The following is a 24,540-nucleotide window of genomic DNA, read 5'->3' as shown; positions in this document are numbered from 1 at the left end:
TCTGAATTTCACTTTTAACAGGTCTGTTACTGATGAAAAAAATTACGAGCGTATGCCCTTACTGCGGCGCTGGCTGCAAACTGAAACTGGTCGTGGATAACGGAAAAATCATCCGTGCGGAAGCGGCCAACGGCCACACGAACCAGAACGAACTGTGCCTGAAAGGTTATTACGGCTGGGATTTCCTCAACGACACCAAACTGCTGACGCCGCGTCTGACCCAGCCGATGATCCGCTACGAAAAAGGCGGCAAACTGACGCCGGTTAGCTGGGATGAAGCGATCCGCTACACCGCCAAACGCCTTAGCGACATCAAAGCGAAATACGGCCCGCGCGCCATTATGACCACTGGCTCGTCACGCGGCACCGGCAATGAAACCAACTATGTTATGCAAAAATTTGCCCGCGGCGTGCTCAACACCAACAACGTCGACTGCTGCGCGCGTGTCTGCCACGGCCCGTCTGTGGCGGGTTTACAGGAAACGCTCGGCAACGGTGCGATGAGTAACTCCATCAGCGATATCGAAAACTCCAGTTGTTTGCTGGTATTTGGCTATAACTGCGCCGACTCACACCCGATCGTCGCGCGCCGGGTGATCAAAGCTAAACAGAAAGGGGCGAAAATCATTGTTTGCGATCCGCGCCGCATCGAAACCGCGCGTATTGCCGACCAGCACCTGCAACTGAATAACGGCTGCAATATGGCGCTGGTCAACGCCTTTGGTTATGTGCTGCTCGAAGAAGAACTTTACGACAAAGATTACGTTGCCAGCTTTACCACCGGGCTTGAGGCGTACCGCGAAACGATAAAAGATTACGCGCCGGAAGCGGTGGAACACATTACCGGCGTGCCGGCAAAACAGGTACGTCAGGCGATGCGCACCTATGCCGCCGCGCCGTCTGCCACCATTATGTGGGGCATGGGCGTAACGCAGTTCGGCCAGGCGGTGGACGTGGTGAAAGGGCTCTCCAGCCTGGCGCTGCTCACCGGTAATCTTGGTCGTGAACATGTTGGCGTTGGCCCGGTGCGCGGGCAAAACAACGTGCAGGGCGCGTGCGATATGGGCGTGATCCCCAACCAGTTCCCTGGTTATCAGGATGTGGTCAATCCGGAAGTACGCGCTAAATTCGCCAAAGCCTGGGGCATCGACCCGGCGGTGATGGACGATAAAGTAGGCGTGCGCATTACCGAAGTGCCGCACCTGGCGCTGGAAGGCAAAGTGAAAGCCTACTACATCATGGGCGAAGATCCGTTGCAGACCGAAGCGGATTTAGGCCTGGTGCGTAAAGGCTTTGAAGCGCTCGATTTCGTGGTGGTGCAGGATATCTTTATGACCAAAACCGCCGAGCAGGCCGATGTACTGCTGCCCGCCACCTCCTGGGGCGAGCATGGTGGCGTGTTTACCTGCGCCGATCGCGGTTTCCAGCGTTTTGAAAAAGCTATTGAGCCGAAGTACAACGTCAAGCGCGACTGGGAAATCATCAGCCTGATTGCCACGGAAATGGGCTACCCGATGCACTACGACAACAACCAGCAAATCTGGGATGAGCTGCGCGAGTTGTGCCCGCTGTTCTACGGTGTAACCTACGAAAAAATGGGCGATATGGGACACGTTCAGTGGCCTTGCCCGACGCTGGATCACCCCGGCACGCCATATCTGTATCAGAACAACAAATTCGATACGCCGGACGGCAAAGGCCATCTTTTTGCTGCCCAGTGGCGTGCGCCAGCGGAACGCCCGGACGATGAGTTCCCACTGGTGCTCTGCACGGTGCGCGAAGTGGGTCACTACTCTTGTCGTTCAATGACCGGCAACTGTGCGGCGCTGCAAACCCTCGCCGATGAACCCGGATTTGTGCAGATTAACCCGGACGATGCGGCGGCGCTGGGCGTACAGGATCGTCAACTGGTGTGGGTTGAGTCGCGTCGTGGCAAGGTGATCACCCGCGCGGATGTCAGCGAGCGCGTCAATCACGGCAGCGTGTATATGACTTATCAGTGGTGGATTGGTGCGTGTAATGAACTGACGCAGGATAATCTGGATCCGATTTCAAAAACGCCGGAGACCAAATATTGCGCAGTTCGGGTGAGTGCGATCAACGATCAGCGCTGGGCCGAAGAGTACACTCAGAGCACTTATCAACAGATGAAGAGTCGATTGCTCAATGCAGCAATGCAATGATGACACGGCCAACAGCAACGGTGTCTGTTTGCGCGTGTACGGTAAAGTACAGGGGGTGGGCTTCCGCCCCTTTGTCTGGCAACTGGCGCAACAGCTCGGGCTGAAAGGTGATGTCTGTAATGATGCGCAGGGCGTGGAGATTCGCCTGCTCGGTAATGAGCGCGACTTTCTCGTCCTGTTGCAGCAGCAGTGCCCGCCGCTGGCGCGCATTGATATGGTAACCAGCGCGCCGTTTTGCTGGTCCGTTTTACCGCTTGATTTCGCCATTCGCCACAGTGCGGGTGGCGCAATGAATACCCAAATTGTCCCCGACGCGGCAACCTGTCCGGCTTGTCTGGCGGAGATGAACGACCCTTCTGAACGCCGCTACCGCTACCCATTTATTAACTGCACCCACTGCGGGCCGCGCTTCACCATTATTCACGCCATGCCCTATGACCGGCCTAATACCGCGATGGCCGGTTTTCCGTTGTGCCCGGTTTGCGAAGCCGAATACCGCGATCCGCTGGACCGGCGTTTTCACGCTCAGCCCGTCGCATGCCATGAATGCGGCCCGGCGCTTGAGTGGCGCAGCGGCGAACAGCATGCACATGGGGAAGCGGCGCTACAGGCGGCCGCCGCGCTGCTAAAAAGCGGCGGCGTTGTGGCGGTAAAAGGCATTGGTGGTTTTCATCTCGCCTGCGATGCAACGAACCAGGCGGCGGTGATGCATCTGCGCGCGCGAAAACATCGTCCGGCAAAACCGCTGGCGGTGATGGTACCCGGTGCGGAAGGCGTGACGACGCAGGCGCAGCGTTTACTTGCGACACCCGCCGCACCGATTGTGCTGGTGGACAAAAACAGCGTTTGCGGGCTGTGCGAGGCCATTGCGCCTGGCCTTGATGAAGTGGGCGTCATGCTGCCTGCCAGTCCGTTGCAACACCTGCTGGCGCAGGAATTACAGCGCCCGCTGGTGATGACGTCCGGCAACCTCAGCGGCAAACCGCCCGCAATCAGCAATGACGAGGCGTTAAGCGATCTGGCGGAGATCGCCGACGGCTTTTTGCTGCACAACCGCGATATTGTTCAGCGCATGGATGACTCCGTGGTACGCGCGAGCGGAGAGATGCTGCGCCGCTCGCGCGGCTATGTGCCGGATGCGATATCGCTGCCGCCGGGGTTTAACGATCTTCCGCCGCTGCTGTGCCTGGGCGCGGATCTGAAAAACACCTTTTGTCTGCTGCGCGGTAACAGCGCGGTGCCGGGTCAGCATTTTGGCGATCTCACCGATGAAGGCGTCGAAGCGCAGTGGCGCAGTGCGCTGCGTTTGATGCTGGATATTTACGATTTTTCCCCGGAACAGGTGGTGGTTGACGCCCATCCGGGTTATCGCACGCATCAGTGGGCCAGCAGCTATGGCCTGCCGGTGCAGACGGTGTTGCATCACCACGCTCACGCCGCTGCCTGCCTTGGTGAACACGGCTGGCCGCTGGAGGGCGGCGATGTTATTGCAATAACGCTTGATGGCATCGGTATGGGCGAAGGCGGCGAGCTGTGGGGCGGCGAATGTCTGCGGGTCAATTACCGCGAGTGTGAGCACTTAGGCGGGTTACCGGCGGTGGCGCTCCCCGGCGGGGATTTAGCCGCGCAGCAGCCGTGGCGCAACTTGCTGGCGCAGATGCTGGATTTTGTTCCTGACTGGCAGCGCTACCCGGAAACCGCCGATATCCAGCGGCAGAACTGGCCGATGCTGGCGCGTGCAATTGAACGCGGGGTTAATGCGCCGAAAGCCTCATCCTGCGGTCGCTTATTTGATGCCATTGCCTGTGCACTCGGTTGTGCGCCGCTGCACCTGAGCTATGAAGGTGAAGCGGCCTGCCAGCTGGAAGCGCTGGCGGCGGGCGTTGCGTCCGTTGAACATCCGGTTCAGATGCCGCTGCGTGGCACCATGCTGGATTTGGCGGCGTTCTGGCAAAGCTGGCTGAACTGGCAGGCCACACCTGCCGAACGCGCATGGGCATTCCATGACGCGCTGGCGCAGGGCCTGTCAGCACTGGCGCGGCAGGAAGCGGCACGGCGTGGCATTCATGTGCTGGCGTTCAGCGGCGGCGTAATGCATAACCGCCTGCTGAAAAAACGCTTACAGCACTATCTTGCGGAGTTTACTTTGCTGTTTGCGCACCAGCTCCCGGCCGGTGATGGCGGCATTGCTTTCGGCCAGGGGCTGGTAGCGGCAGCGCGGGCTATATCGCCAGTGCTTTAAGCAGGGCAAACGCCTCTTTCATTCTGTCTTCGCTGACCACAAACGCGCGCAGTTTATCCTCGGCGTCCAGCCCTTTTGCCACCATGCCGTCGGCCCCGGTGGCAATGTGCCAGCGCAGATCGGTGCGGTGCGTTTCCCCGGCCAGATGCAGCGGCATCAGCGGCGTTTTCACCTTCACCAGCATCGCGGGCAGCACCAGTTGCGTGCTGTTGCCGGTGAGGTTTTTCGCCAGCGTCATCGCGCTAAGCTGGATCGGTTGCAGGAACGGCAGCACCTGGCCGTTGATCTGCGCGCAATCGCCGAGTGCGAAGATGTGCGGATTGCTGGTTTGCAACGTACCGTCCACCACGATGCCACGCCCAACCTCCAGTCCGGCGTTCTGCGCCAGCGACACCTGCGGCGCAAGACCAGTAGCGGCGACGACCACATCCGCATCGATGTAGCGATCGTCATCCAGCTGCGCACGCACCCCCTGTTCGTGTTCGTCGAGTTGCGCTAAACGCGATTGCAGGAACAGGCGTACGCCCAGCGCCGTCAGGCAGTGTTGCAGGCGGCCACTCACTTCTGGCGGCATTAACGACGGCAGAATACTGGCGGCGTTATCGAGAACGGTCACGGTTTTGCCCGCGCGGCGAAAGTCCATCGCCAGCTCGCAGCCAATCAGCCCGGCACCCACAATCAGCACGCGGCTGGCATCGCGCAGGGTGGTTTCACAGGCGTGATACTCCTGCAAGCTATTGAGCGTGAGCATTTTTTCGCGCCCAGGAAGCGGCGGAACGAAGGCCTTGGCCCCGGTCGCCAGCACCAGTTTGTCGTATTGCCACTGTTTGTCGGCGCTTTTCACCACCCGCGCTTGCGTGTCGATGGCGCTGACAAACGTGTACGGGAACAGCCGCAGATTATATTGCTCGGCGAACTCCCCCGCCGACTGGCGAATCAGATCCTCGGCGCGCTGCGCCTGGCTAATCACATGGCTGAGATCCGGCTTGTTGTACTCTTCCATGCCGTCGGCGGCAATCAGCGTCAACGGTATGGCGCTGTCCAGTTTGCGGATGTTTTTCACCAGCGTCCGGGCGGCGAAGCCCGAACCGATAATCACAATGCCTGCGCTCATTTTGCCTCCGTTGCCAGTTCGTCAAACACCTCTTTGCCAAGGGAACATTCCGGGCAGAGGAAATTGTCCGGCACTTCGCGCCACGGCGTACCCGGTGCGACATCCTGCATCGGCTCACCTTTTGCCGGATCATAAATCCACTGGCACACACTGCACTGCATGGATGGGCCGAGATCGGCCGCTGCCGCCGCTGCACAGGCGCAGGTTTCTTGTGCGCTGGCGGCTGGGCTGTTTACCGGCTCCGGCAGCGGCGACAGCGCCCACTGGCGGGCAATATCGCGCCCGTGCTGGCGGCAGACTTCCAGCGCGTCGATATCCGGTCGCCACTTCGCTTTCAGGCTGACCGACATTTCAAATCCGGCATCCTGTAAACGGGTCGACAGACGATCAACCGCGCCGCCGCTCCAGCCGTGGGAACCAAAAGCGCTGGCGCGTTTATTGCGAAAACGCAGGCCGGTAATCTCTTCAACCAGCCCGGCGATTTTCGGCATCATCACGTTGTTCATGGTCGAGGTGCCGACCAGCACGCCTTTGGAGCGGAACACATTGGTCAGAATGTCGTTTTTATCGCTGCGGGCGACGTTGAAGATTTTTACCGCCACGCGCGGGTCGACTTCGTTAATGCCCTGCGCAATAGCGTCAGCCATCATGCGGGTGTTGTTGGACATGGTGTCGTAGAAAATGGTGATGCGATCTTCCTGGTAATCCGCCGCCCATTTCAGATACAACTCAACGATTTGCGTCGGGTTATCGCGCCATACCACCCCGTGTGAAGTGGCAATCATATCGACCGGCAGGTTAAAACCGAGGATCTCGGTGATTTTCGGCGTTACCAGGCGGCTGAACGGCGTGAGGATGTTGGCGTAGTAGCGCTGGCACTGCTCGAACAGTTCCGTTTGATCCACTTCATCATTGAACAGGCGTTCATCGCAGTAGTGCTGACCAAAAGCGTCGTTGCTGAACAGCACGGCATCGCCGGTCATGTAGGTCATCATGCTGTCCGGCCAGTGCAGCATCGGCGTTTCGACAAAAATAAGCTGTTTACCGTTGCCGATATCCAGCGTGTCGCCGGTTTTCACCACGTTGAAGTTCCACTCCGGGTGGTGGTGGTGGCCATTAATCGAATCAATGGCGTTAGCGGTGCAGTAAATCGGGGTGTTCGGGATATGCGACATCAGCTCGGTCAGCGCACCGGCGTGATCTTCTTCCGCATGGTTGATAACGATGTAGTCGATCATCTGCAGATCGATTTCGCTGCGCAGGTTCTGCACGAACTCGCGGCTAAATTTATGATCGACGGTATCGATCAGCACGTTTTTGCCTTCGCGGATCAGATAGCTGTTGTAGCTGCTGCCGCGCAGGGTTTTATATTCGGTGCCGTGAAAGTCGCGAACTTCCCAGTCACGCTGTCCAACCCAGTGAATGTTGTTTTTTACATGAATAGCCATATCAGTTGTCCTGTGCAGTTTTCTCAATTCGATGTATGGCTAATATCAAGTTGCGTGCCAGGTTTATATTTGATTGATATAAAAGCGTTTTAATGATTTTCGAAAAAATAAATTGTCATTATGACTATGGCTAATACAGTCAATATGACACTATGCATTGTCAAAATGACAGTGAGGTAGGTATGAGTTTTTCGCTAAATGTCCTGGCGGGGATCGCCATAGAACTGCAAAGCGGCATCGGCCATGCGGATCGTTTCCAGCGGCTAATCACCACCCTGCGCCAGGTGCTGGAGTGCGACGCTTCGGCGCTGCTGCGCTACGACGCGCGGCAGTTTATTCCACTGGCCATCGACGGGCTGGCGCAGGATGTGCTGGGCAGGCGCTTTACGCTGGAAGGCCACCCACGGCTGGAGGCGATCGCCCGTGCAGGTGATGTCGTGCGTTTTCCCGCCGACAGCGATTTGCCCGATCCCTACGATGGGCTGATCCCCGGTCAGGAGAGCCTGAAAGTGCACGCCTGCGTTGGGCTGCCGCTGTTCGCCGGGCAAAACCTGATTGGCGCGCTGACGCTCGATGGCATGTCGCCGGATCAGTTCGATACCTTTAGCGATGAAGAGCTGCGGTTGATTGCTGCGCTGGCGGCAGGCGCGCTGAACAACGCGCTGCTGATAGAGCAACTGGAGAGCCAGAATATGCTGCCCGGCGCACCGGCGGCGTTCGAACAGGTGACGCGCAGCGAAATGATTGGCCTGTCGGCAGGCATGGAGCAGCTAAAAAAAGAGATCGAGATCGTTGCCGCTTCCGATCTGAACGTGTTGATCAGCGGTGAAACCGGCACCGGCAAAGAGCTGGTGGCGAAAGCGATTCATGAAGGTTCGCCGCGCGCCATCAATCCGCTGGTCTATCTCAACTGTGCAGCGCTGCCGGAAAGCGTGGCGGAGAGCGAGCTGTTCGGCCATGTCAAAGGTGCCTTTACCGGCGCTATCAGCAACCGCAGTGGCAAGTTCGAGATGGCGGATAACGGCACGCTGTTTCTTGATGAGATTGGCGAGCTGTCGCTGTCGTTGCAGGCGAAGCTGCTGCGCGTCCTGCAATATGGCGATATTCAGCGTGTCGGTGACGACCGCAGCCTGCGTGTCAACGTGCGCGTGTTGGCCGCCACCAACCGCGACCTGCGCGAAGAGGTGCTGGCCGGACGTTTTCGCGCCGATCTCTACCATCGGTTGAGTGTGTTTCCGCTTTCTGTACCGCCGCTGCGTGAGCGCGGGGAGGATGTTGTTTTACTGGCGGGCTACTTCTGCGAGCAGTGCCGTTTGCGGCTGGGGCTGGGGAGAGTGGCACTAAGCCCCGGCGCGCGGGCGCATTTGCTGAGTTATGGCTGGCCAGGTAACGTGCGCGAACTGGAGCACGCCATCCACCGCGCGGTGGTGCTGGCGCGCGGTACGCGTAACCGTGATGACGTGGTGCTGGAAGCGCGCCATTTTGCGCTTAGCGATGAACCGACGGCCCCTTCCGCTGCGGTGACGCCGCTGCCCGTGGAGCAAAATCTGCGCGATGCGACGGAGGATTTTCAGCGTGCATTTATTACCCGCACGCTGGAAGAGCAGGGCGGTAACTGGGCGGCCTGCGCGCGCTGTCTGGAGATGGATGTCGCCAACCTGCACCGGCTGGCGAAACGCCTGGGGCTGAAGCGTTAAAAGATGACTGCCTGCCAGCGATGGTGCCGCGAGGCGTCGCCAGTCAGCACCGGCTGGCGAAACGCCTGGGGCTGAAGCGTTAAAAGATGACTGCCTGCCAGTGATGGTGCCGCGAGGCGTCGCCAGCCTGCACCGGCTGGCGAAACGTCTTAGGTTGGAGCGTTAAGGATTACTGTCTGCCAGTGATGGTGCCGCGAGGCGTCGCCAACCTGCACCGGCTGGCGAAACGCCTGGAGGCTAAAGCGTTAAAAGATGATTGCCTGCCAGCGATCGTGCCGCGAGGCGTCGCCAGCCTGTACCGGCTGGCGAAACGTCTGAGGCTGAAGCGTTAAAGAATGCCGGCCTGGTAGAAGTCTTGCAGGTTGATGGCGCCGACCAGTAAACCGGCGTCATCCACCACCGGGGCGGCGGCAATTTTGCGCTGCATTAAGCGCTCTTTGGCGTCCACGGCGCGGCTGCCTGCCTCCAGCGTGATGCCGCCGGGCGTCATCGCGTTATCGACCTGCGCGGTTAGCGCCCCGCCTGAGACCAGCCAGCGACGAAGATCGCCATCGGTAAATACCCCTTTTACATGGCGCTGGTTGTCGCAGACCGCCACCAGACCCAAACCGGTGCGGCTCAGTTCCAGCATCGCGTCCATCACGCTGGTGGTAAGTTGCACCTGCGGGATCTGCTCCTCTTTGCGCATCAGATGGTGCACTTTATTGAGCAACCGCGCGCCAAGTGCGCCTGCCGGGTGAGAGCGGGCAAAATCCTCTTCATCAAACCCGCGCGCCTGCATCACCGCCATCGCCAGCGCATCGCCCATCATCAGTGTGTTCACCGTGCTGGAGGTGGGAGCCAGGTGCATCGGGCAGGCTTCGCGCTCCACCGAAATATCCAGCACCGCTCGCGCGGCAAGCGCCAGCGGGGAACGGAGTTTACCGGTCATCGCCAGCAGCGCGACGGATTTCTCTTCAAGGCGCGGCAGGATCAGATCCAGCTCTTTTGCCGAACCGGAGTAGGAGATAAACAGCATCACGTCGCGGCTTTCAATCATGCCGAGATCGCCATGCAGCGCTTCCGCCGGATGGACGAAAAACGCCGGTGTGCCGGTGCTGGCAAGCGTCGCGGCAATCTTTTTACCAATATGACCGGATTTACCGATGCCGGAGACGATGATTTTCCCCTCGCAATTCAGCACGGTTTCAGCGGCGCGCACAAACGCCTCGTCAAGGCGATCCGGCAGGCGGCTGGCTTCCTGAAGCTCCAGCAGCAGGGTTTGCCGTCCGGCGTTAATTAATGACTCACTCATGTTTTTCTCCGGCAATGATCACTTCAACTCCTTTGGCTTCCAGCGCGGCGCGCACGTCGGCGGCGATCCCGGAATCGGTGATCAGTTTATCCACGCTTTCCAGGCTACAAACCACGTTCGGGCTTTTACGGCCAAATTTGGAGGAGTCCGCCATCAGGATCACTTCCCGCGCGGCGTTGCACATCGCTTTACTGACGGTGAACACCTCGTTAAAGGTGGTGACACCCGCCTCTAAATCGATACCGTCGGTGCCCATAAACAGCTTGTCGAAGCTGAAATGCTCAAAGGCGTTTTCCGCCAGTTGGCCGTGAAACGAGGCCGATTTCTTACGGAAAGTGCCGCCCGGCATCAGGATCGTTTGCTCGTTATCCAGCTCAGAAAGGGCGTTAACGATATGCAAACTGTTGGTCATTACCGTGATGTTATTGAAGTGGCTGAGCAGCGGCACCATTTGCAGCACGGTACTGCCCGCATCAAGGATGATCGAATCGCCGTCGTGGATGTAGGTCACTGCCGTTTCGGCAATCAGCCCTTTTTGCACGGTGTTGATAAGCGTCTTGTGATCAATCGGGGGATCGGCTTCATCTTTGTTGAGCACCACACCGCCATAAGTGCGGATCACTGCGCCGGAATGCTCCAGCGCGACGAGATCTTTACGTATGGTTGTCCCTGTGGTGTCGAAGTAAGCTGACAGCTCTTCAACAGAACACTTTCCCTGCTTTTGCAGATGCTCAAGAATAGCCGCCTGACGCTGACGTGGTTTCATAGGCGCTGATATCCTGCGTTACGTTGCGAAATGATAATTTCGCAAGCTATTAGCGTTCACAACGAAATTATCAATGTTTCATTTTAAGCGCTAATGATAGTGCATTCTGACAGCTCGGATCATGGGGAAAGATCACATCAGGCTCTAATTCCTCTCTTTTAATCCCTTTCAGATAGTCAATTTTTGTGGGGCGGGCAAAAACGGTGAGACCGCGCATAAGCAAGGTGTCCGTTACGCGGTCTTGCTGATCAAAGGCCACGGCCAGCACCACGCGCGGTTTGAAACGCCCGCCGGAGCGCCCGACGCCGACGCGCCCGCGCTGGCACAGCGTATCAAACGCTTTATTAAACTGGCGGATTTGCCAGCCGCCCAGCGCCATCTGGCAGAGCCAGGCAATGGCGGCGACGGTGATCAGGGCTGAAACCATAGCACTCTCCTTTTAATTCAGGCCCCCGCGCGGAGGGCCACGCAGATCAGAACATTACCTGGCCGCCGGTGACATTAATCGACTGGCCAGTGCAGTAAGAGGCTTTAGGGCTGGCATAAAACATCAGCACGTTCAGCACATCCTGGTAGTCGCAGCCGCGCTTGAGCGGCACTTTGTCGATGTAATATTGCTCAACTTCATCCGCCGCAATCCCCAGTTTGCTGGCATATTGCGGGATAAGTGACTGGAACATCGGCGATTTCAGCAGGTTACCCAGCATCAGCGAATGCACGGTAATGCCGTACTCTGCCAGATCCAGCGCCAGTGATTGCGTTAAGCCCACGCCGCCGAACTTCGCCGCGCTGTAGCCGGAGTTGTGTTTGCTGCCCACTTTGCCGGATTTGGAGTTGATCTGGATGATGCGCCCCTGAATGCCGTCGCGAATCATCAACTTCGCGAACTCGCGTGCGCAGAGGAAATAGCCCACCAGGTTCACCTGCAAAGAACGGTCGAAATCACCGAGCGCAAAGTCGCTGATAAACGCCGCTTTGGCAATGCCTGCGCTGTAGACCAGCAAATCCGCGCGACCAAAAATCTCATCCACGCCGCGCGCCAGAGCCAGCACACTGTGCTCGCTGGTGGCGTCCGCGCCAAAGCCGTAGGCCATCCCTTCGCCAAACTCGCTGTTGATCTCCTGGGCGACATTTGCCGCTTTATCACTTTGAATATCCACTACCGCCACGCGGTAACCTTCTGCGGCAAGCCCACGGCTAAGGAACGCCCCAAGGGTTTGTCCTCCACCAATGACAACGGCAACCTGTTTCATACTCTTCTCCTTACGACTTAAGCGACAAATTTCAAAATGCAGCCGGGGGCGATACCGTCCGGCACCGGGCCTGCGACGTGTACCGTTCCGGGGTATTCCGCCTGCGTTTGCCCATCGAAACGCAGGGTGATATGACCCAGTTCACGCAGATTCTGCTCGGCGACATCGCCGACGGCGGTGACCGGGTAGCGACGATCGCCAAGTTCAAACTGTGCGCCGGGTAACAGCGCGCCCGAAAGCGCACCGTGGTTATGGATAAAACAGAACTCGGCGACATCCGCAGGCGCGCCTTCGCGGAAGGTGATCAGCATGTTGTCGCTCAGCGCGTCCGGGGCGCTCTCACCGATATGGGTAATGGTGGTTTGATAAATCACACTCATAAAACACCCCTTATTGATAAATGAAACCGGAGACAAACCAGGCGACCAGCACCGTTGGCGCACCGGTTAAAAAACGGCTGACCAGTACGGAAGGCACACCGACGCGCACGGTATCCTGACGCGCTTCCGCCAGCGACAAGCCCACCGGGATGAAGTCGCACGCCGCCTGGGCGTTGATGGCGAACAGCGCGGGCAGGGCGAGATGCGGCGGGATATTGCCGAGGCCGATCTGTACGCCAATCAGCACGCCAATGACCTGGGCAATCACCGCGCCTGGGCCGAGGAAGGGTGACAGCAACGGGAAGGAACAGATAAGCGCCAGCGTCACCAGCCCGAGTGGATGGCTGGCAAGCGGCGCGAGGCCGTGGGCAATCCAGTCGCCAAGCCCGGAGGCCATGATGATGCCGATGAGCGCCGAGACGAAGGCCATAAACGGCAGAATAGTTTTCAGCACCGTGTCGATGGTGTCGCGCCCGGCCTGAAACAGCACCGCGACCGCCGAACCCATGCCCATGCCGACTTTTGCCAGCAGCCCATCGCTCTGCTCGGTGATTTTTTTGCTGGTGTCGTAATCCTTCGCGACCGGGCGTTTTGGTGCGGCGGTTGGCGCGTCACCGTGCAGATGGATATTGTCCTCTTTCACTCCGGAAACGTAGATATCTTCCAGGATGTACTGCGCCAGCGGGCCGGATTTCCCTGTCGCGTGGATATTCACCGTCGGGATGCGGCGTTTCGGATAGATACCACAGCGCAGCGTACCGCCGCAGTCGATCACCGCGACGCCAATCTCCTCTGCTGGCGGCTCGCCCTCTTTAAAGCCGTCAACCGCCTGCCAGCCGGTGAGTTGCGCCAGCTTATCGACGATCGCCGGGCGGGTGCCCGCGGTGATATAGACGATTTTCTTCTCAGTGCTGGCGTCGATTTCCAGCGGGCCGCCCCAGCCGCCGGTGCCTTTTTCAATCACTATGCGCGTCATGATGTTGCTCCAGCGAGTTGGACTTTTTGTTCAAGTTGAATGCCCATTTTCTTCTCGAAAATGGAAGTAGTGAGGTCGGTAACCCAGCCGCGGAAGAAGTTGGTCACCAGGCCGACCAGCAGGTAGCTCACCGCCAGCGGGCCGAGCGGCAAGCCCAGCGTTGTCAGACCGTTGGCGATCCCCAGATAGACAAACAGCTCGCCGGGGTTGATATGCGGAAACAGGCCATTCATTGAGTGGCAACTGTAGGACGCGGCAGCGTAATAACTGGGTTTGTACTTTTCTGGCATAAAGCGCCCGAGGCTTAGTGTCATGGGGTTGCAGAAGACAAACGTGCCGATGCAGGGCAGCAGCAAATAGCGGGCAAGGGGATTGCCCGCGCAGCGCTGGGCAAATTTTTCGATCCGGTGTTGGCCAATAAAGTTAATCAGTGCGTTCATGATAACCAGCAGGCTTATCAGCAGGGGCAAAATACCGGTCACCATGCCGGTGAACACTTCGCCGCCTTTCTGAAACAGCCCGATGAACCATTCGGCACTATGCGTAATGGTTTCCATTGTTCTCTCCTGTAGGGTTGTCGTTTTGTTGTTTAACCGTGCACTATCATAATCATTATGAAAGGTTGAAATGTGTTATTTAGATCTCGTTATGAAAGAAAAAATGATCATTGTGAAAGTTTTTGCGAGAGTGAGCGGAATTAAATGAACGCGTAATGGAAGGTGAAAAAGTGAAGTGAGATCGCGTGCGCAGGCGTTACGGCGCTTCCTTGTCGGTAGCTAGATGCTTTACCATACTTGCTCCTGGCTGATTCGTTTAAAATGGAAGTCCCATGTTGAAGCGTTGTTACGCAGCATTGCTGCCTGCGTTTGTTGTGCTCTGTGCCTGTAGCAGTAAACCCCCGCTTGCTGAAACCCCGCAAACCGCGTCGCCCGCGCCTTCCGGCGGTTTTCTGCTTGAGCCGCAGCACAATGTTCTGATGACCGGCGGTGACTTTGCCAATAACCCGGCGGCGGAGCAGTTCATCAATATGATGGTCAGTAAGCACGGTTTTGACCGCCAGCAACTGCATGAAATTCTCTCGCAGGCCAAACGCCTGGACTACGTGTTGCGCCTGATGGATAAGCAAGCGCCGACGACAGCGGGACCCACCGGGCCGAACGGCGCCTGGCTGCGCTATCGCAAGCAGTTCATCACCCCGGACAACGTGCAAAATGGCGTGGCGTTCTGGAATCAGTATGAAGACGCGCTTAACCGCGCGTGGATGGTTTACGGTGTGCCGCCGGAAATTATCGTTGGCATCATCGGCGTGGAAACCCGCTGGGGCCGCGTGATGGGCAAAACGCGTATTCTCGACGGGTTAGCGACGCTGGCCTTCGCTTACCCGCGCCGCGCGGAGTATTTCGCCAGTGAACTCGAAACTTTCCTGCTGATGGCGCGCGATGAAAGTGATGATCCGCTCGAACTGAAAGGTTCTTTCGCTGGCGCAATGGGCTATGGACAGTTTATGCCCTCTTCGTACAAGCAGTACGCCGTCGATTTCAACGGCGACGGGCATATCAACCTGTGGGATCCGGTGGATGCCATTGGCAGCGTGGCGAACTACTTCAAACAGCACGGCTGGGTGAAGGGCGATATCGTGGCGGTTCCGGCCAACGGCCAGGCACCGGGGCTGGAAAATGGCTTTAAAACCAATTACAGCGTCGGGCAACTGGCGGCGGCGGGTTTAACACCGCAACAACCGCTGGGCGCGCACCAACAGGCGAGCCTGCTGCGCCTTGATGTGGGCACCGGCTATGAGTACTGGTACGGTCTGCCGAACTTCTTCACCATTACCCGCTATAACCACAGCACGCATTACGCGATGGCGGTCTGGCAGCTCGGCCAGGCGGTTTCACTGGCGCGCGTTCGCTGATCCCTCTCCCCTCCTGCGGGAGGGGAATCTGAAACATTTCGATGCACTCCCGTTACGCATAGCGATTTACTTAATTATTCATACTGATTATTGTTACGTTATAACATATGAGGTGTGTGAATGATTCCCGTAACGTTGTTTTCCCTTTCCGGCACGATCCGTTTAGTGCTGGCAGCCGCACTATTAGCGGTGCTTTGGCTCCTGACTAGCTGGGCGGTTGCGCTGCCATGATTGAACTTGACCACCTGGTCGCAGGCTACGATCGCCTCGCGATCACGCCGGCGCTATGCGGCACGCTGGCGCGCGGCAGTATGACGGCGATTGTTGGCGCGAACGGCTGCGGTAAATCGACCCTGTTAAAAACGCTGGCCGGATTTTTACCGCCGGTGAGCGGCGTTTTGCGCTGGCAACCGGCGCGGCCCGTCATCGGCTGGCTGGCGCAGCGCCACGCGCTGGAATCTCAATTTCCGCTCACCGTGCAGGACGTGGTGAGTATGGGCTGCTGGCCGCGCGTTTCGCTGTTTCGCGGGTTGAACCGCGATGCCCGTAGCCGCATCGCTCAGGGGCTGGAGCGCGTTGGGCTGACAGCAATGGCGCGCGAAACGATTGATACGCTCTCCGGCGGGCAGTTTCAGCGCATGTTGTTTGCCCGCGTCTGGGTGCAGAACGCGCCGCTAGTGATGCTCGACGAGCCGTTCACCGGTATTGATGAAGCCACATCGCAACTGTTGATGGAGCAGATTGTGGACATGCATCGCGGCGGGCAAACCGTTATTGCCGTGCTGCACGATAGCGAGCGCGTGTCTCGCTATTTCCCGCAAACGTTACGCCTCGACGAACGCGTGGCGCAGTGGGGCGCGACAGCGCATTTCGCGACAAAAGATGAGGCGTGCAGCGCATGATCTGGCATCTCTTTTTCCAGCCGTTTATCGAGTTTGGCTTTATGCGCCGCGCACTGGTGGTGTGTCTGGCGCTCTCCATCAGTACCACGGCGCTGGGCGTTTTTTTGCTGCTGCGGCGCATGAGCCTGATGGGCGATGCGCTGTCGCACGCCATTCTGCCTGGCGTGGCGGTGGGTTATTTGCTGAGCGGCATGTCGCTGCTGGCGATGAGTATCGGCGGTTTTATCGCCGGGATCGTGGTTGCGCTGGTTGCCGGGTGGGTAAGCCGCCGCACGCCGCTGAAAGAGGATGCCAGTTTTGCCGGTTTCTACCTCGGTTCGCTGGCGCTCGGCGTCACGCTGGTTTCGCTGCGCGGCTCCAGTGTCGATCTGCTGCATCTGCTGTTTGGCTCGATTCTGGCGGTCGATCGCGACTCGGCGCTGTTTGTCGCGGGTGTGGCCAGCCTGACGCTGATGATGTTGGCGTTTTGCTATCGCGGCATGGTCAGTGAAGCGTTCGACAGCACGTTTTTGCAGGTTAACGCCCCGCGTGCACCTGGCCTGCTGCACGGGCTGTTTCTGGCGTTACTGGTGCTTAACCTGGTGGCCGGGTTTCAGGTGCTCGGCACATTAATGGCCGTAGGCGTGATGATGCTCCCCGCCGTGGCGGCGCGCTGCTGGGCGCGGACATTACCGGGATTATTATGGCTTGCGGCCAGCATTGGCGCGCTGTGCGCGTGGCTTGGGTTAAGCCTGTCGTGGATGGCGGGATTACCCGCCGGACCGGCGATTGTGCTGACCGCCAGTATTGTCTTCTTTTTTTCCATTTTATTCGGCACGCGCAGTGGGCTGGCTCGCAGCCTGCGCGCACTTTTAACGTAGCAAGGGGAAATGATGAAACGGACAGGGCTTATTCTGGCGCTGGCGCTCGGCCTGGTGGCGCAGGGCGCAATGGCAAAAACAGTAAATGTGGTCGCCAGCTTCTCGATTCTGGGCGATATCACCCGGCAAGTCGGCGGCGATCATGTCAAGGTGACGACGCTGGTGGGGCCGGATGGCGATCCGCATACCTTTGAACCGTCGGCGAAAGACAGCGCACTGCTTAACAGCGCCGACGTGGTGGTGGTGAACGGCCTGGGGCTGGAAGGCTGGTTAGATCGTCTGGTGAAAGCCTCTGGCTTTAAAGGCCAGCTTGTCGTCGCATCAACCGGCGTTGCAACGCATACGCTGGAAGAAGATGGCGCAACGGTGACCGATCCCCACGCCTGGAACAGTGCGGCGAATGGTGCGCTGTATGCGAAAAATATTCTTGCCGCGCTGGTGAAAGCCGATCCGGTTGACGAAGCCGCGTTGAATGCCTCCGGTCAGCGTTATATCGACCAGTTAACTAAGCTGGATAGCTGGGCGAAAGAGCGCTTCAGCGCGGTGCCGCAGGCGAAACGCAAAGTGCTGACCAGCCACGACGCGTTTGGTTATTTTGCTCGCGCTTACGGCGTTGATTTCATGGCGCCGCAAGGCATCTCTTCTGAAAGTGAAGCCAGCGCCGCGCAGGTCGCTTCGCTGATCAAACAGATCAAAGCAGATGGCGTGAAAGTGTGGTTTATGGAAAACCAGCTGGATCCACGGCTGGTGAAACAGATCGCCAGCGCAACCGGCGCGCAACCGGGTGGCGAGCTTTATCCGGAAGCGTTAAGCGCCAAAGGCGGGGTGGCAGATACCTATCAGAAAGCCTTTCGTCATAACGTCGACACTATCTATAACAGCATGAAGTAACAGGCAATAAGCCATGCAGGCCGGCGCTCGCTGGCCTTTTTTCGGAAGCCTCCTCGTAAATTCGCCATCCCGTCTCCATCTTTTCACGGAAAGTGGTATCTTTTCCGCCACAGTTTTTAGACGCACGGGAACCATCATGACGGACAATGAATTAATGCAGCTCAGCGAACGCATCGGGCTGGCGCTCAGGGCGCGCGGCGCGACGCTGACAACGGCAGAGTCCTGTACCGGCGGCTGGGTGGCGAAGGTGATCACCGATATCGCTGGCAGTTCCGCCTGGTTTGAACGCGGGTTTGTTACCTACAGTAATGAAGCGAAAGCCCAAATGATTGGCGTACAGCCCGCCACGCTGGATGCGCACGGCGCGGTCAGCGAGCCGGTGGTGGTCGAGATGGCGATTGGCGCGCTGAAGGCAGCGCGTGCCGATTATGCGATTTCCATTAGCGGCATCGCCGGGCCGGATGGCGGCAGCGACGAGAAGCCGGTTGGCACGGTTTGGTTTGGCATCGCCAGCGTCAGCGGGGAAGGGATCACGCGCCGTGAATGCTTCTCCGGCGATCGTGAAGCGGTGCGCAGACAGGCCACCGCCTATGCCCTGCAAACCCTTTGGCAACATTTTCTACAAAATGCTTGATACTGTATGACTATACAGTATAATTGCGACAACAGAACAGTAATTCACCGCGGAGCGTAACGCGCTTCACTCTGCATGAAGGAGTAATCATGGCTATCGACGAAAACAAACAAAAGGCGCTTGCAGCCGCACTGGGTCAGATCGAAAAGCAATTCGGTAAAGGCTCCATCATGCGTCTGGGTGAAGACCGTTCCATGGATGTGGAAACCATCTCTACAGGTTCGCTCTCGCTGGATATCGCGCTGGGCGCTGGCGGTTTGCCGATGGGGCGTATCGTCGAAATTTACGGACCTGAATCTTCAGGTAAAACGACGCTGACCTTGCAGGTCATTGCCGCAGCACAGCGCGAAGGTAAAACCTGTGCGTTTATCGATGCTGAACACGCGCTGGATCCGGTTTACGCTCGCAAACTGGGCGTTGATATCGACAACCTGCTCTGCTCTCAGCCGGATACCGGTGAGCAGGCGCTGGAAATCTGTGACGCGCTGGCGCGCTCCGGTGCGGTTGACGTGCTGGTGGTCGACTCCGTTGCAGCGTTGACGCCGAAAGCGGAAATTGAAGGCGAAATCGGTGACTCTCACATGGGCCTTGCGGCACGTATGATGAGCCAGGCGATGCGTAAACTGGCTGGTAACCTGAAACAGTCCAATACGCTGCTGATCTTCATCAACCAGATCCGTATGAAAATTGGCGTAATGTTCGGTAACCCGGAAACCACCACCGGCGGTAACGCGCTGAAATTCTACGCCTCTGTGCGTCTGGATATTCGCCGTATCGGTGCGGTGAAAGAGGGGGATAACGTGGTCGGCAGCGAAACCCGCGTTAAAGTGGTGAAAAACAAAATCGCTGCGCCGTTTAAGCAGGCTGAATTCCAGATCCTCTATGGCGAGGGCATCAACTTCTACGGCGAGCTGGTCGATCTTGGCGTGAAAGAGAAGCTGATTGAGAAAGCCGGCGCCTGGTATAGCTACAACGGTGACAAAATTGGTCAAGGTAAAGCGAACGCAACAACCTGGCTGAAAGAAAACCCGGCGGCAGCAAAAGAGATCGAGAAAAAGCTGCGCGAAATTCTGCTCAGCAATCAGAGTTCTTCCGCTGAATTCACTGCCGATGGCAATGACGAAGACGTTGAAGAAACCAACGAAGATTTCTGATAATTTGAATGGTAATCAAGGGCTGCTGATGCAGCCCTTTTGCTTTTCTACGAACACAGGATCAAGCCATGTCCGAGAACTCTTCCCGACGCTCCGCCGTTTCCCGCCTGCGTGACCGGGCGATGCGGATTCTGGCGATGCGCGATCACAGTGAAAAAGAGTTTCGCCGCAAATTAACCGCGCCAGTAATGAGTAAAAACGGCCCGGAAGAATTGGATATCACGCCGGAAGAGGTCGAAGAGGTCGTGGCATGGTGTCTGGAGCATAACTTTCTTGATGATATGCGCTTTGTGCGCCAGTTTATCGCCAGTCGTGCGCGCAAAGGTTATGGTCCGGCGCGCATTCGGCAGGAGTTAAATCAAAAAGGAATTTCGCGAGAAGACAGCGAAAGCGCGCTACGCGAATGCGATATCGACTGGGTGGAGAGTGCCCGTGCGCAGGCGCAGCGCAAATATGGCGAACCGCTACCGACTGAATATGCGGCGAAAGTAAAAGTGCAGCGTTTTTTGCTCTATCGCGGCTTTATGCAGGAAGATATTCAGGAAATATGGCGAAATTTTGCCGACTGAGCGCATACGGGATTTTACTTCGCAGTAAAGAAAACTTATCTTATTCCCACTTTTTCCAGTAGCTGGCGCGTTTTCCATGTATGGCAACGGCCGGTTACCACATTTCGTTAGCTTGATTTCAGGATAATTATGAGCAAGAGCACCGCTGAGATCCGTCAGGCGTTTCTCGATTTTTTCCATAGTAAGGGACATCAGGTAGTTGCCAGCAGCTCCCTGGTACCGAATAACGACCCGACTCTGCTGTTTACTAACGCCGGGATGAACCAGTTCAAGGATGTATTCCTTGGGCTCGACAAACGTAATTATTCCCGCGCTACCACAGCACAGCGTTGCGTTCGTGCTGGTGGTAAACACAACGACCTGGAAAACGTCGGTTACACCGCACGCCATCACACATTCTTTGAAATGCTGGGCAACTTTAGCTTCGGCGACTACTTCAAACATGATGCTATTCAGTACGCATGGGAACTGCTGACCGGTGAGAACTGGTTCAACCTGCCGAAAGAGCGTCTGTGGGTGACGGTATACGAAACGGACGATGAGGCGTACGAAATCTGGGAAAAAGAAGTGGGCGTGCCGCGCGAGCGCATTATACGCATCGGCGATAACAAAGGCGCCGCTTACGCCTCTGACAACTTCTGGCAGATGGGCGATACCGGTCCATGCGGCCCGTGCACCGAGATTTTCTACGATCACGGCGACCACATCTGGGGTGGCCCTCCGGGCAGCCCGGAAGAAGACGGCGACCGCTATATCGAAATCTGGAACATCGTCTTTATGCAGTTCAACCGCCAGGCCGATGGCACTATGGAACCGCTGCCGAAGCCGTCCGTGGATACCGGTATGGGCCTGGAGCGTGTTGCCGCGGTGCTGCAACATGTGAATTCCAACTACGAAATCGACCTGTTCACCAGGCTGATTCAGGCGGTGGCAAATGTGACCGGCGCGACAGATTTGAGCAATAAGTCGCTGCGTGTTATTGCCGACCACATTCGTTCTTGTGCCTTCCTTATCGCCGATGGCGTCATTCCGTCGAACGAAAACCGTGGTTATGTGCTGCGTCGTATCATTCGTCGTGCGATTCGTCATGGCAACATGCTGGGCGCGAAGGACACCTTCTTCTATAAACTGGTAGGCCCGTTGATTGAGGTGATGGGTTCCGCCGGTGAAGATCTGCAACGCCAGCAGGCGCAGGTTGAGCAGGTTCTGAAAACCGAAGAAGAACAATTTGCGCGTACGCTGGAGCGTGGCCTGGCGCTGCTGGACGAAGAGCTGGCAAAACTGAAAGGTGACACGCTGGACGGCGAGACCGCTTTCCGCTTGTACGATACGTATGGCTTCCCGGTGGATTTAACCGCCGATGTCTGCCGTGAACGTAATCTGAAAGTTGACGAAGCAGGTTTTGAAGCCGCGATGGAAGAGCAACGCCGCCGCGCGCGCGAATCCAGCGGTTTTGGCGCAGATTACAACGCGATGATCCGCGTTGATGGCGCTTCAGAATTTAAAGGTTATGACCATCTGGAACTGAACGGCAAAGTGACTGCGCTGTTTGTCGATGGTAAGCCGGTTAACGCGATTGCCGCAGGTCAGGAAGCGGTTGTTGTTCTTGATGAAACGCCGTTCTACGCCGAGTCTGGCGGCCAGGTGGGCGATAAAGGCGAACTGAAAGGTAATGGCTTTGCCTTTGCCGTACAGGATACGCAGAAGTACGGCCAGGCGATTGGTCATCTCGGCAAGTTGAGTAGCGGTTCGCTGAAAGTGGGCGACGGTGTGAAAGCGGAAGTCGATGAAGCGCGCCGTGCGCGTATTCGTCTGAACCACTCTGCCACACACCTGATGCATGCCGCGCTGCGCGATGTGCTCGGTACGCACGTTGCGCAGAAAGGCTCTCTGGTCAATGACAAAGCGTTGCGCTTTGACTTCTCCCATTTTGAAGCCATGAAGCCATCGGAAATCCGTGCGGTAGAAGATCTGGTGAACGCGCAAATTCGCCGTAACCTGCCAATCGAAACCAACATCATGGATCTGGAAACGGCAAAAGCGAATGGTGCAATGGCGCTGTTTGGCGAGAAATACGAAGACCGCGTGCGCGTGCTGCGCATGGGTGATTTCTCGACTGAACTCTGCGGCGGCACACATGCTTCCCGCACCGGTGATATTGGTCTGTTCCGCATTGTGTCTGAATCCGGCACAGCGGCAGGTGTGCGTCGTATCGAGGCCGTTACCGGTGAAGGCGCGATTGCCAGCCTGCATGCGCAGAGTGACCAACTGCATGATGTTGCGCAGTTGCTGAAGGGCGACAGCCAGAACCTTGGCGATAAAGTGCGTACTGTTATCGAACGTACTCGCCAGCTGGAAAAAGAGTTGCAGCAGCTTAAAGAGCAGGCGGCAGCGCAGGAGAGCGCTAACCTGTCCGGTAAAGCTATCGATCTTAACGGCGTAAAACTGCTGGTTAGCGAGCTGGCTGGCGTCGAGCCGAAGATGCTGCGTACCATGGTGGACGATCTGAAAAACCAACTGGGTGCTTCAGTGATTGTGCTTGCCACCGTGGCGGAAGGAAAAGTTTCCCTGATTGCGGGTGTGTCGAAGGATGTGACCGACCGTGTGAAAGCAGGGGAATTGATTGGTATGGTTGCCCAGCAGGTCGGGGGTAAAGGTGGCGGACGTCCGGATATGGCGCAAGCCGGCGGTACAGACGCAGCCGCACTGCCTGCCGCTCTCGCCAGTGTAAAAGACTGGGTAAGCGCTAAACTGTCATAATTACAAAGCGAAAGCAGACGCCATAACCTTGCGGTTATGGCGTTGTTGCCACTACGCTATTGATAACGATAAAGTCAGGTTGAAGTCTTGTATATCGGCTAAACTTAGGTTTAACAGAATGTAATGCCGTGACTGCTTACACTTAGGTGTTTGTCATCGCTTACTTTTTGGCGTTATATGATGGATAATGCCGGGATACAGAGAGACCCGACTCTTTTAATCTTTCAAGGAGCAAAGAATGCTGATTCTGACTCGTCGAGTTGGTGAAACCCTCATGATTGGGGATGAGGTCACTGTGACTGTATTAGGGGTTAAGGGTAACCAGGTTCGTATCGGCGTTAACGCCCCTAAAGAAGTTTCCGTTCACCGTGAAGAGATCTACCAGCGTATCCAGGCTGAAAAATCACAGCAGTCGAACTACTGATGCCATTATCGCGTCTCGCTGTTTTCCGGCGAGACGCAACTCCTCCTCTGATTTTCCTCTCAATACGTTTCCTTTTTATTTCATACTCGTTGTTTTTCCCTGTTACCCGACTGTTAAGATGGAATGTCTTTGCCATTTTTCTACAGCGAAACGGCAGAATTTCTGCTGATAAAACATCCTTTTTGGCCTTTTTGCAGGCTAATTGCCTGCGAAGTGTGCAAACAATTCAGGGGCTGGAAAAAGTGTTTGACTTATAAGTCCCAGAAAGTAATATGTGCGCCACGCAGCGACGATGAGCCCTTAACAAGTTCTTCGAAGCACTCGAAAGAGGCGCGTGTGGTGAGGTGGCCGAGAGGCTGAAGGCGCTCCCCTGCTAAGGGAGTATGCGGTCAAAAGCTGCATCCGGGGTTCGAATCCCCGCCTCACCGCCATTTTGCATCCGTAGCTCAGCTGGATAGAGTACTCGGCTACGAACCGAGCGGTCGGAGGTTCGAATCCTCCCGGATGCACCATCTTGCTCAGTGTGGCGAGGTAACGCAGCACTGAATCAGCGTTGTAAAGTAAGTTTCCCGATGCATCCGTAGCTCAGCTGGATAGAGTACTCGGCTACGAACCGAGCGGTCGGAGGTTCGAATCCTCCCGGATGCACCATTCTTGCTCAGTACGCCGATGTTATGCAGATATGAGTCTGTGTTGTAAATAGCATTTCCCGATGCATCCGTAGCTCAGCTGGATAGAGTACTCGGCTACGAACCGAGCGGTCGGAGGTTCGAATCCTCCCGGATGCACCATCTTCTTGATACACAAATCTGTTTATTCTTTCAGTCTGGCGGAAATTGCTGCCGGAATCAGAAAGAATTGCGCTGTTTCAGCATTGGTCTGAAGGCGAGGCAACGCCGGGTCATCTTTCCGGATTTGTTTGGTCATGAAGTTCTGAATCTGTAGCGTAAAAACATTTCCCGATGCATCCGTAGCTCAGCTGGATAGAGTACTCGGCTACGAACCGAGCGGTCGGAGGTTCGAATCCTCCCGGATGCACCATCTTCTGTAATAACCCGTCGATTTATTCTCTCAGGTTTAG

At 56.9% G+C, this 24,540-nt stretch carries 22 protein-coding genes and 5 tRNA genes; 18 read left to right on the top strand and 9 right to left on the bottom strand.

What is annotated here, in order from left to right; translation table 11 throughout:
- Nucleotides 1-32: 32 nt before the first annotated feature.
- Nucleotides 33-2,183, top strand: a complete 2,151-nt coding sequence (fdhF, locus tag H650_RS08880; RefSeq protein ID WP_020454940.1) for a formate dehydrogenase subunit alpha — start codon at nucleotides 33-35, stop codon at nucleotides 2,181-2,183.
- Nucleotides 2,167-4,425, top strand: a complete 2,259-nt coding sequence (hypF, locus tag H650_RS08875) for a carbamoyltransferase HypF (RefSeq protein ID WP_020454939.1) — start codon at nucleotides 2,167-2,169, stop codon at nucleotides 4,423-4,425. Before fdhF ends, hypF begins: the two co-directional genes overlap by 17 nt.
- Here hypF and norW read toward each other — a convergent pair.
- On the bottom strand, nucleotides 4,406-5,539 hold the full coding sequence (gene norW, locus H650_RS08870) for an NADH:flavorubredoxin reductase NorW (RefSeq protein ID WP_020454938.1): 1,134 nt from the start codon (nucleotides 5,537-5,539) through the stop codon (nucleotides 4,406-4,408). The genes hypF and norW overlap by 20 nt on opposite strands.
- On the bottom strand, nucleotides 5,536-6,987 hold the full coding sequence (norV, locus tag H650_RS08865; RefSeq protein ID WP_020454937.1) for an anaerobic nitric oxide reductase flavorubredoxin: 1,452 nt from the start codon (nucleotides 6,985-6,987) through the stop codon (nucleotides 5,536-5,538). Before norV ends, norW begins: the two co-directional genes overlap by 4 nt.
- A 182-nt stretch (nucleotides 6,988-7,169) precedes the next feature.
- Here norV and norR point away from each other — a divergent pair, with 182 nt between their 5' ends.
- The gene (gene norR / locus H650_RS08860; RefSeq protein ID WP_020454936.1) at nucleotides 7,170-8,684 is read left to right on the top strand and encodes a nitric oxide reductase transcriptional regulator NorR; all 1,515 of its coding nucleotides are present in this window, start codon (nucleotides 7,170-7,172) and stop codon (nucleotides 8,682-8,684) included.
- Nucleotides 8,685-8,866: 182 nt separating this feature from the next.
- Nucleotides 8,867-9,016 carry a hypothetical protein gene (locus H650_RS25705; protein ID WP_189660100.1) on the top strand — a complete coding sequence of 50 codons (150 nt, stop codon included), beginning with the start codon at nucleotides 8,867-8,869 and terminating at the stop codon, nucleotides 9,014-9,016.
- On the opposite strand, the gene gutQ is transcribed toward H650_RS25705, so the two are convergent.
- From gutQ to srlA, 7 genes are all read right to left on the bottom strand, one after another.
- Nucleotides 9,013-9,978 (bottom strand): arabinose-5-phosphate isomerase GutQ, encoded by a 966-nt coding sequence (gene gutQ / locus H650_RS08855; protein ID WP_020454934.1) that lies wholly within the window; start codon nucleotides 9,976-9,978, stop codon nucleotides 9,013-9,015. The two genes, H650_RS25705 and gutQ, sit on opposite strands and share 4 nt — an antisense overlap.
- Entirely contained in the window at nucleotides 9,971-10,744 is a 774-nt protein-coding gene (gene srlR / locus H650_RS08850) for a glucitol operon DNA-binding transcriptional repressor SrlR (RefSeq protein ID WP_020454933.1), read from the bottom strand. The genes gutQ and srlR overlap by 8 nt, the downstream gene beginning before the upstream one ends.
- A 70-nt stretch (nucleotides 10,745-10,814) precedes the next feature.
- Nucleotides 10,815-11,171, bottom strand: a complete 357-nt coding sequence (gene gutM, locus H650_RS08845) for a transcriptional regulator GutM (protein WP_020454932.1) — start codon at nucleotides 11,169-11,171, stop codon at nucleotides 10,815-10,817.
- Nucleotides 11,172-11,217: 46 nt separating this feature from the next.
- On the bottom strand, nucleotides 11,218-11,997 hold the full coding sequence (gene srlD, locus H650_RS08840) for a sorbitol-6-phosphate dehydrogenase (protein WP_017459304.1): 780 nt from the start codon (nucleotides 11,995-11,997) through the stop codon (nucleotides 11,218-11,220).
- 17 nt (nucleotides 11,998-12,014) lie between these two features.
- The gene (srlB, locus tag H650_RS08835; protein WP_020454931.1) at nucleotides 12,015-12,377 is read right to left on the bottom strand and encodes a PTS glucitol/sorbitol transporter subunit IIA; all 363 of its coding nucleotides are present in this window, start codon (nucleotides 12,375-12,377) and stop codon (nucleotides 12,015-12,017) included.
- 10 nt (nucleotides 12,378-12,387) lie between these two features.
- Nucleotides 12,388-13,353: a PTS glucitol/sorbitol transporter subunit IIB gene (gene srlE / locus H650_RS08830; protein ID WP_020454930.1), complete on the bottom strand. Its 966-nt coding sequence runs from the start codon at nucleotides 13,351-13,353 to the stop codon at nucleotides 12,388-12,390.
- Nucleotides 13,350-13,910 (bottom strand): PTS glucitol/sorbitol transporter subunit IIC, encoded by a 561-nt coding sequence (gene srlA / locus H650_RS08825; RefSeq protein ID WP_020454929.1) that lies wholly within the window; start codon nucleotides 13,908-13,910, stop codon nucleotides 13,350-13,352. The genes srlE and srlA overlap by 4 nt, the downstream gene beginning before the upstream one ends.
- Before the next feature lie 272 nt (nucleotides 13,911-14,182).
- On the opposite strand from srlA, the gene mltB reads away from it, so the two are divergent.
- From mltB to H650_RS08755, 14 genes are all read left to right on the top strand, one after another.
- Nucleotides 14,183-15,265 carry a lytic murein transglycosylase B gene (gene mltB, locus H650_RS08820; RefSeq protein WP_020454928.1) on the top strand — a complete coding sequence of 361 codons (1,083 nt, stop codon included), beginning with the start codon at nucleotides 14,183-14,185 and terminating at the stop codon, nucleotides 15,263-15,265.
- Between the two features lie 227 nt (nucleotides 15,266-15,492).
- On the top strand, nucleotides 15,493-16,167 hold the full coding sequence (locus tag H650_RS08815; RefSeq protein WP_020454927.1) for a metal ABC transporter ATP-binding protein: 675 nt from the start codon (nucleotides 15,493-15,495) through the stop codon (nucleotides 16,165-16,167).
- On the top strand, nucleotides 16,164-17,027 hold the full coding sequence (locus tag H650_RS08810; protein ID WP_020454926.1) for a metal ABC transporter permease: 864 nt from the start codon (nucleotides 16,164-16,166) through the stop codon (nucleotides 17,025-17,027). Before H650_RS08815 ends, H650_RS08810 begins: the two co-directional genes overlap by 4 nt.
- 12 nt (nucleotides 17,028-17,039) lie before the next feature.
- Entirely contained in the window at nucleotides 17,040-17,918 is an 879-nt protein-coding gene (locus H650_RS08805) for a metal ABC transporter substrate-binding protein (RefSeq protein WP_020454925.1), read from the top strand.
- A gap of 136 nt (nucleotides 17,919-18,054) precedes the next feature.
- Nucleotides 18,055-18,552 (top strand): nicotinamide-nucleotide amidase, encoded by a 498-nt coding sequence (pncC, locus tag H650_RS08800; RefSeq protein WP_020454924.1) that lies wholly within the window; start codon nucleotides 18,055-18,057, stop codon nucleotides 18,550-18,552.
- An 89-nt stretch (nucleotides 18,553-18,641) separates the two neighbouring features.
- A complete protein-coding gene (gene recA / locus H650_RS08795; RefSeq protein WP_020454923.1) occupies nucleotides 18,642-19,706 on the top strand; it encodes a recombinase RecA in 1,065 nt (354 codons plus the stop codon).
- A gap of 68 nt (nucleotides 19,707-19,774) precedes the next feature.
- Nucleotides 19,775-20,275, top strand: a complete 501-nt coding sequence (gene recX / locus H650_RS08790; protein ID WP_020454922.1) for a recombination regulator RecX — start codon at nucleotides 19,775-19,777, stop codon at nucleotides 20,273-20,275.
- 129 nt (nucleotides 20,276-20,404) lie between these two features.
- A complete protein-coding gene (gene alaS, locus H650_RS08785; RefSeq protein WP_020454921.1) occupies nucleotides 20,405-23,035 on the top strand; it encodes an alanine--tRNA ligase in 2,631 nt (876 codons plus the stop codon).
- A 238-nt stretch (nucleotides 23,036-23,273) separates the two neighbouring features.
- On the top strand, nucleotides 23,274-23,459 hold the full coding sequence (gene csrA, locus H650_RS08780; RefSeq protein ID WP_007370562.1) for a carbon storage regulator CsrA: 186 nt from the start codon (nucleotides 23,274-23,276) through the stop codon (nucleotides 23,457-23,459).
- A 338-nt stretch (nucleotides 23,460-23,797) separates the two neighbouring features.
- Nucleotides 23,798-23,890: transfer RNA gene (locus tag H650_RS08775), tRNA-Ser, on the top strand.
- A gap of 4 nt (nucleotides 23,891-23,894) precedes the next feature.
- Nucleotides 23,895-23,971, top strand: a tRNA-Arg gene (locus H650_RS08770).
- 62 nt (nucleotides 23,972-24,033) lie between these two features.
- Nucleotides 24,034-24,110, top strand: a tRNA-Arg gene (locus H650_RS08765).
- A 63-nt stretch (nucleotides 24,111-24,173) separates the two neighbouring features.
- Nucleotides 24,174-24,250 (top strand) — tRNA-Arg (locus H650_RS08760).
- 173 nt (nucleotides 24,251-24,423) lie between these two features.
- Nucleotides 24,424-24,500, top strand: a tRNA-Arg gene (locus H650_RS08755).
- Nucleotides 24,501-24,540 lie beyond the last annotated feature (40 nt).

The sequence above is a fragment of the Enterobacter sp. R4-368 genome, from assembly GCF_000410515.1.
GTDB lineage: Bacteria > Pseudomonadota > Gammaproteobacteria > Enterobacterales > Enterobacteriaceae > Kosakonia.
Note: the sequence above shows the minus strand (reverse complement) of the source record. Positions and strands in the feature narration are given on the sequence as shown.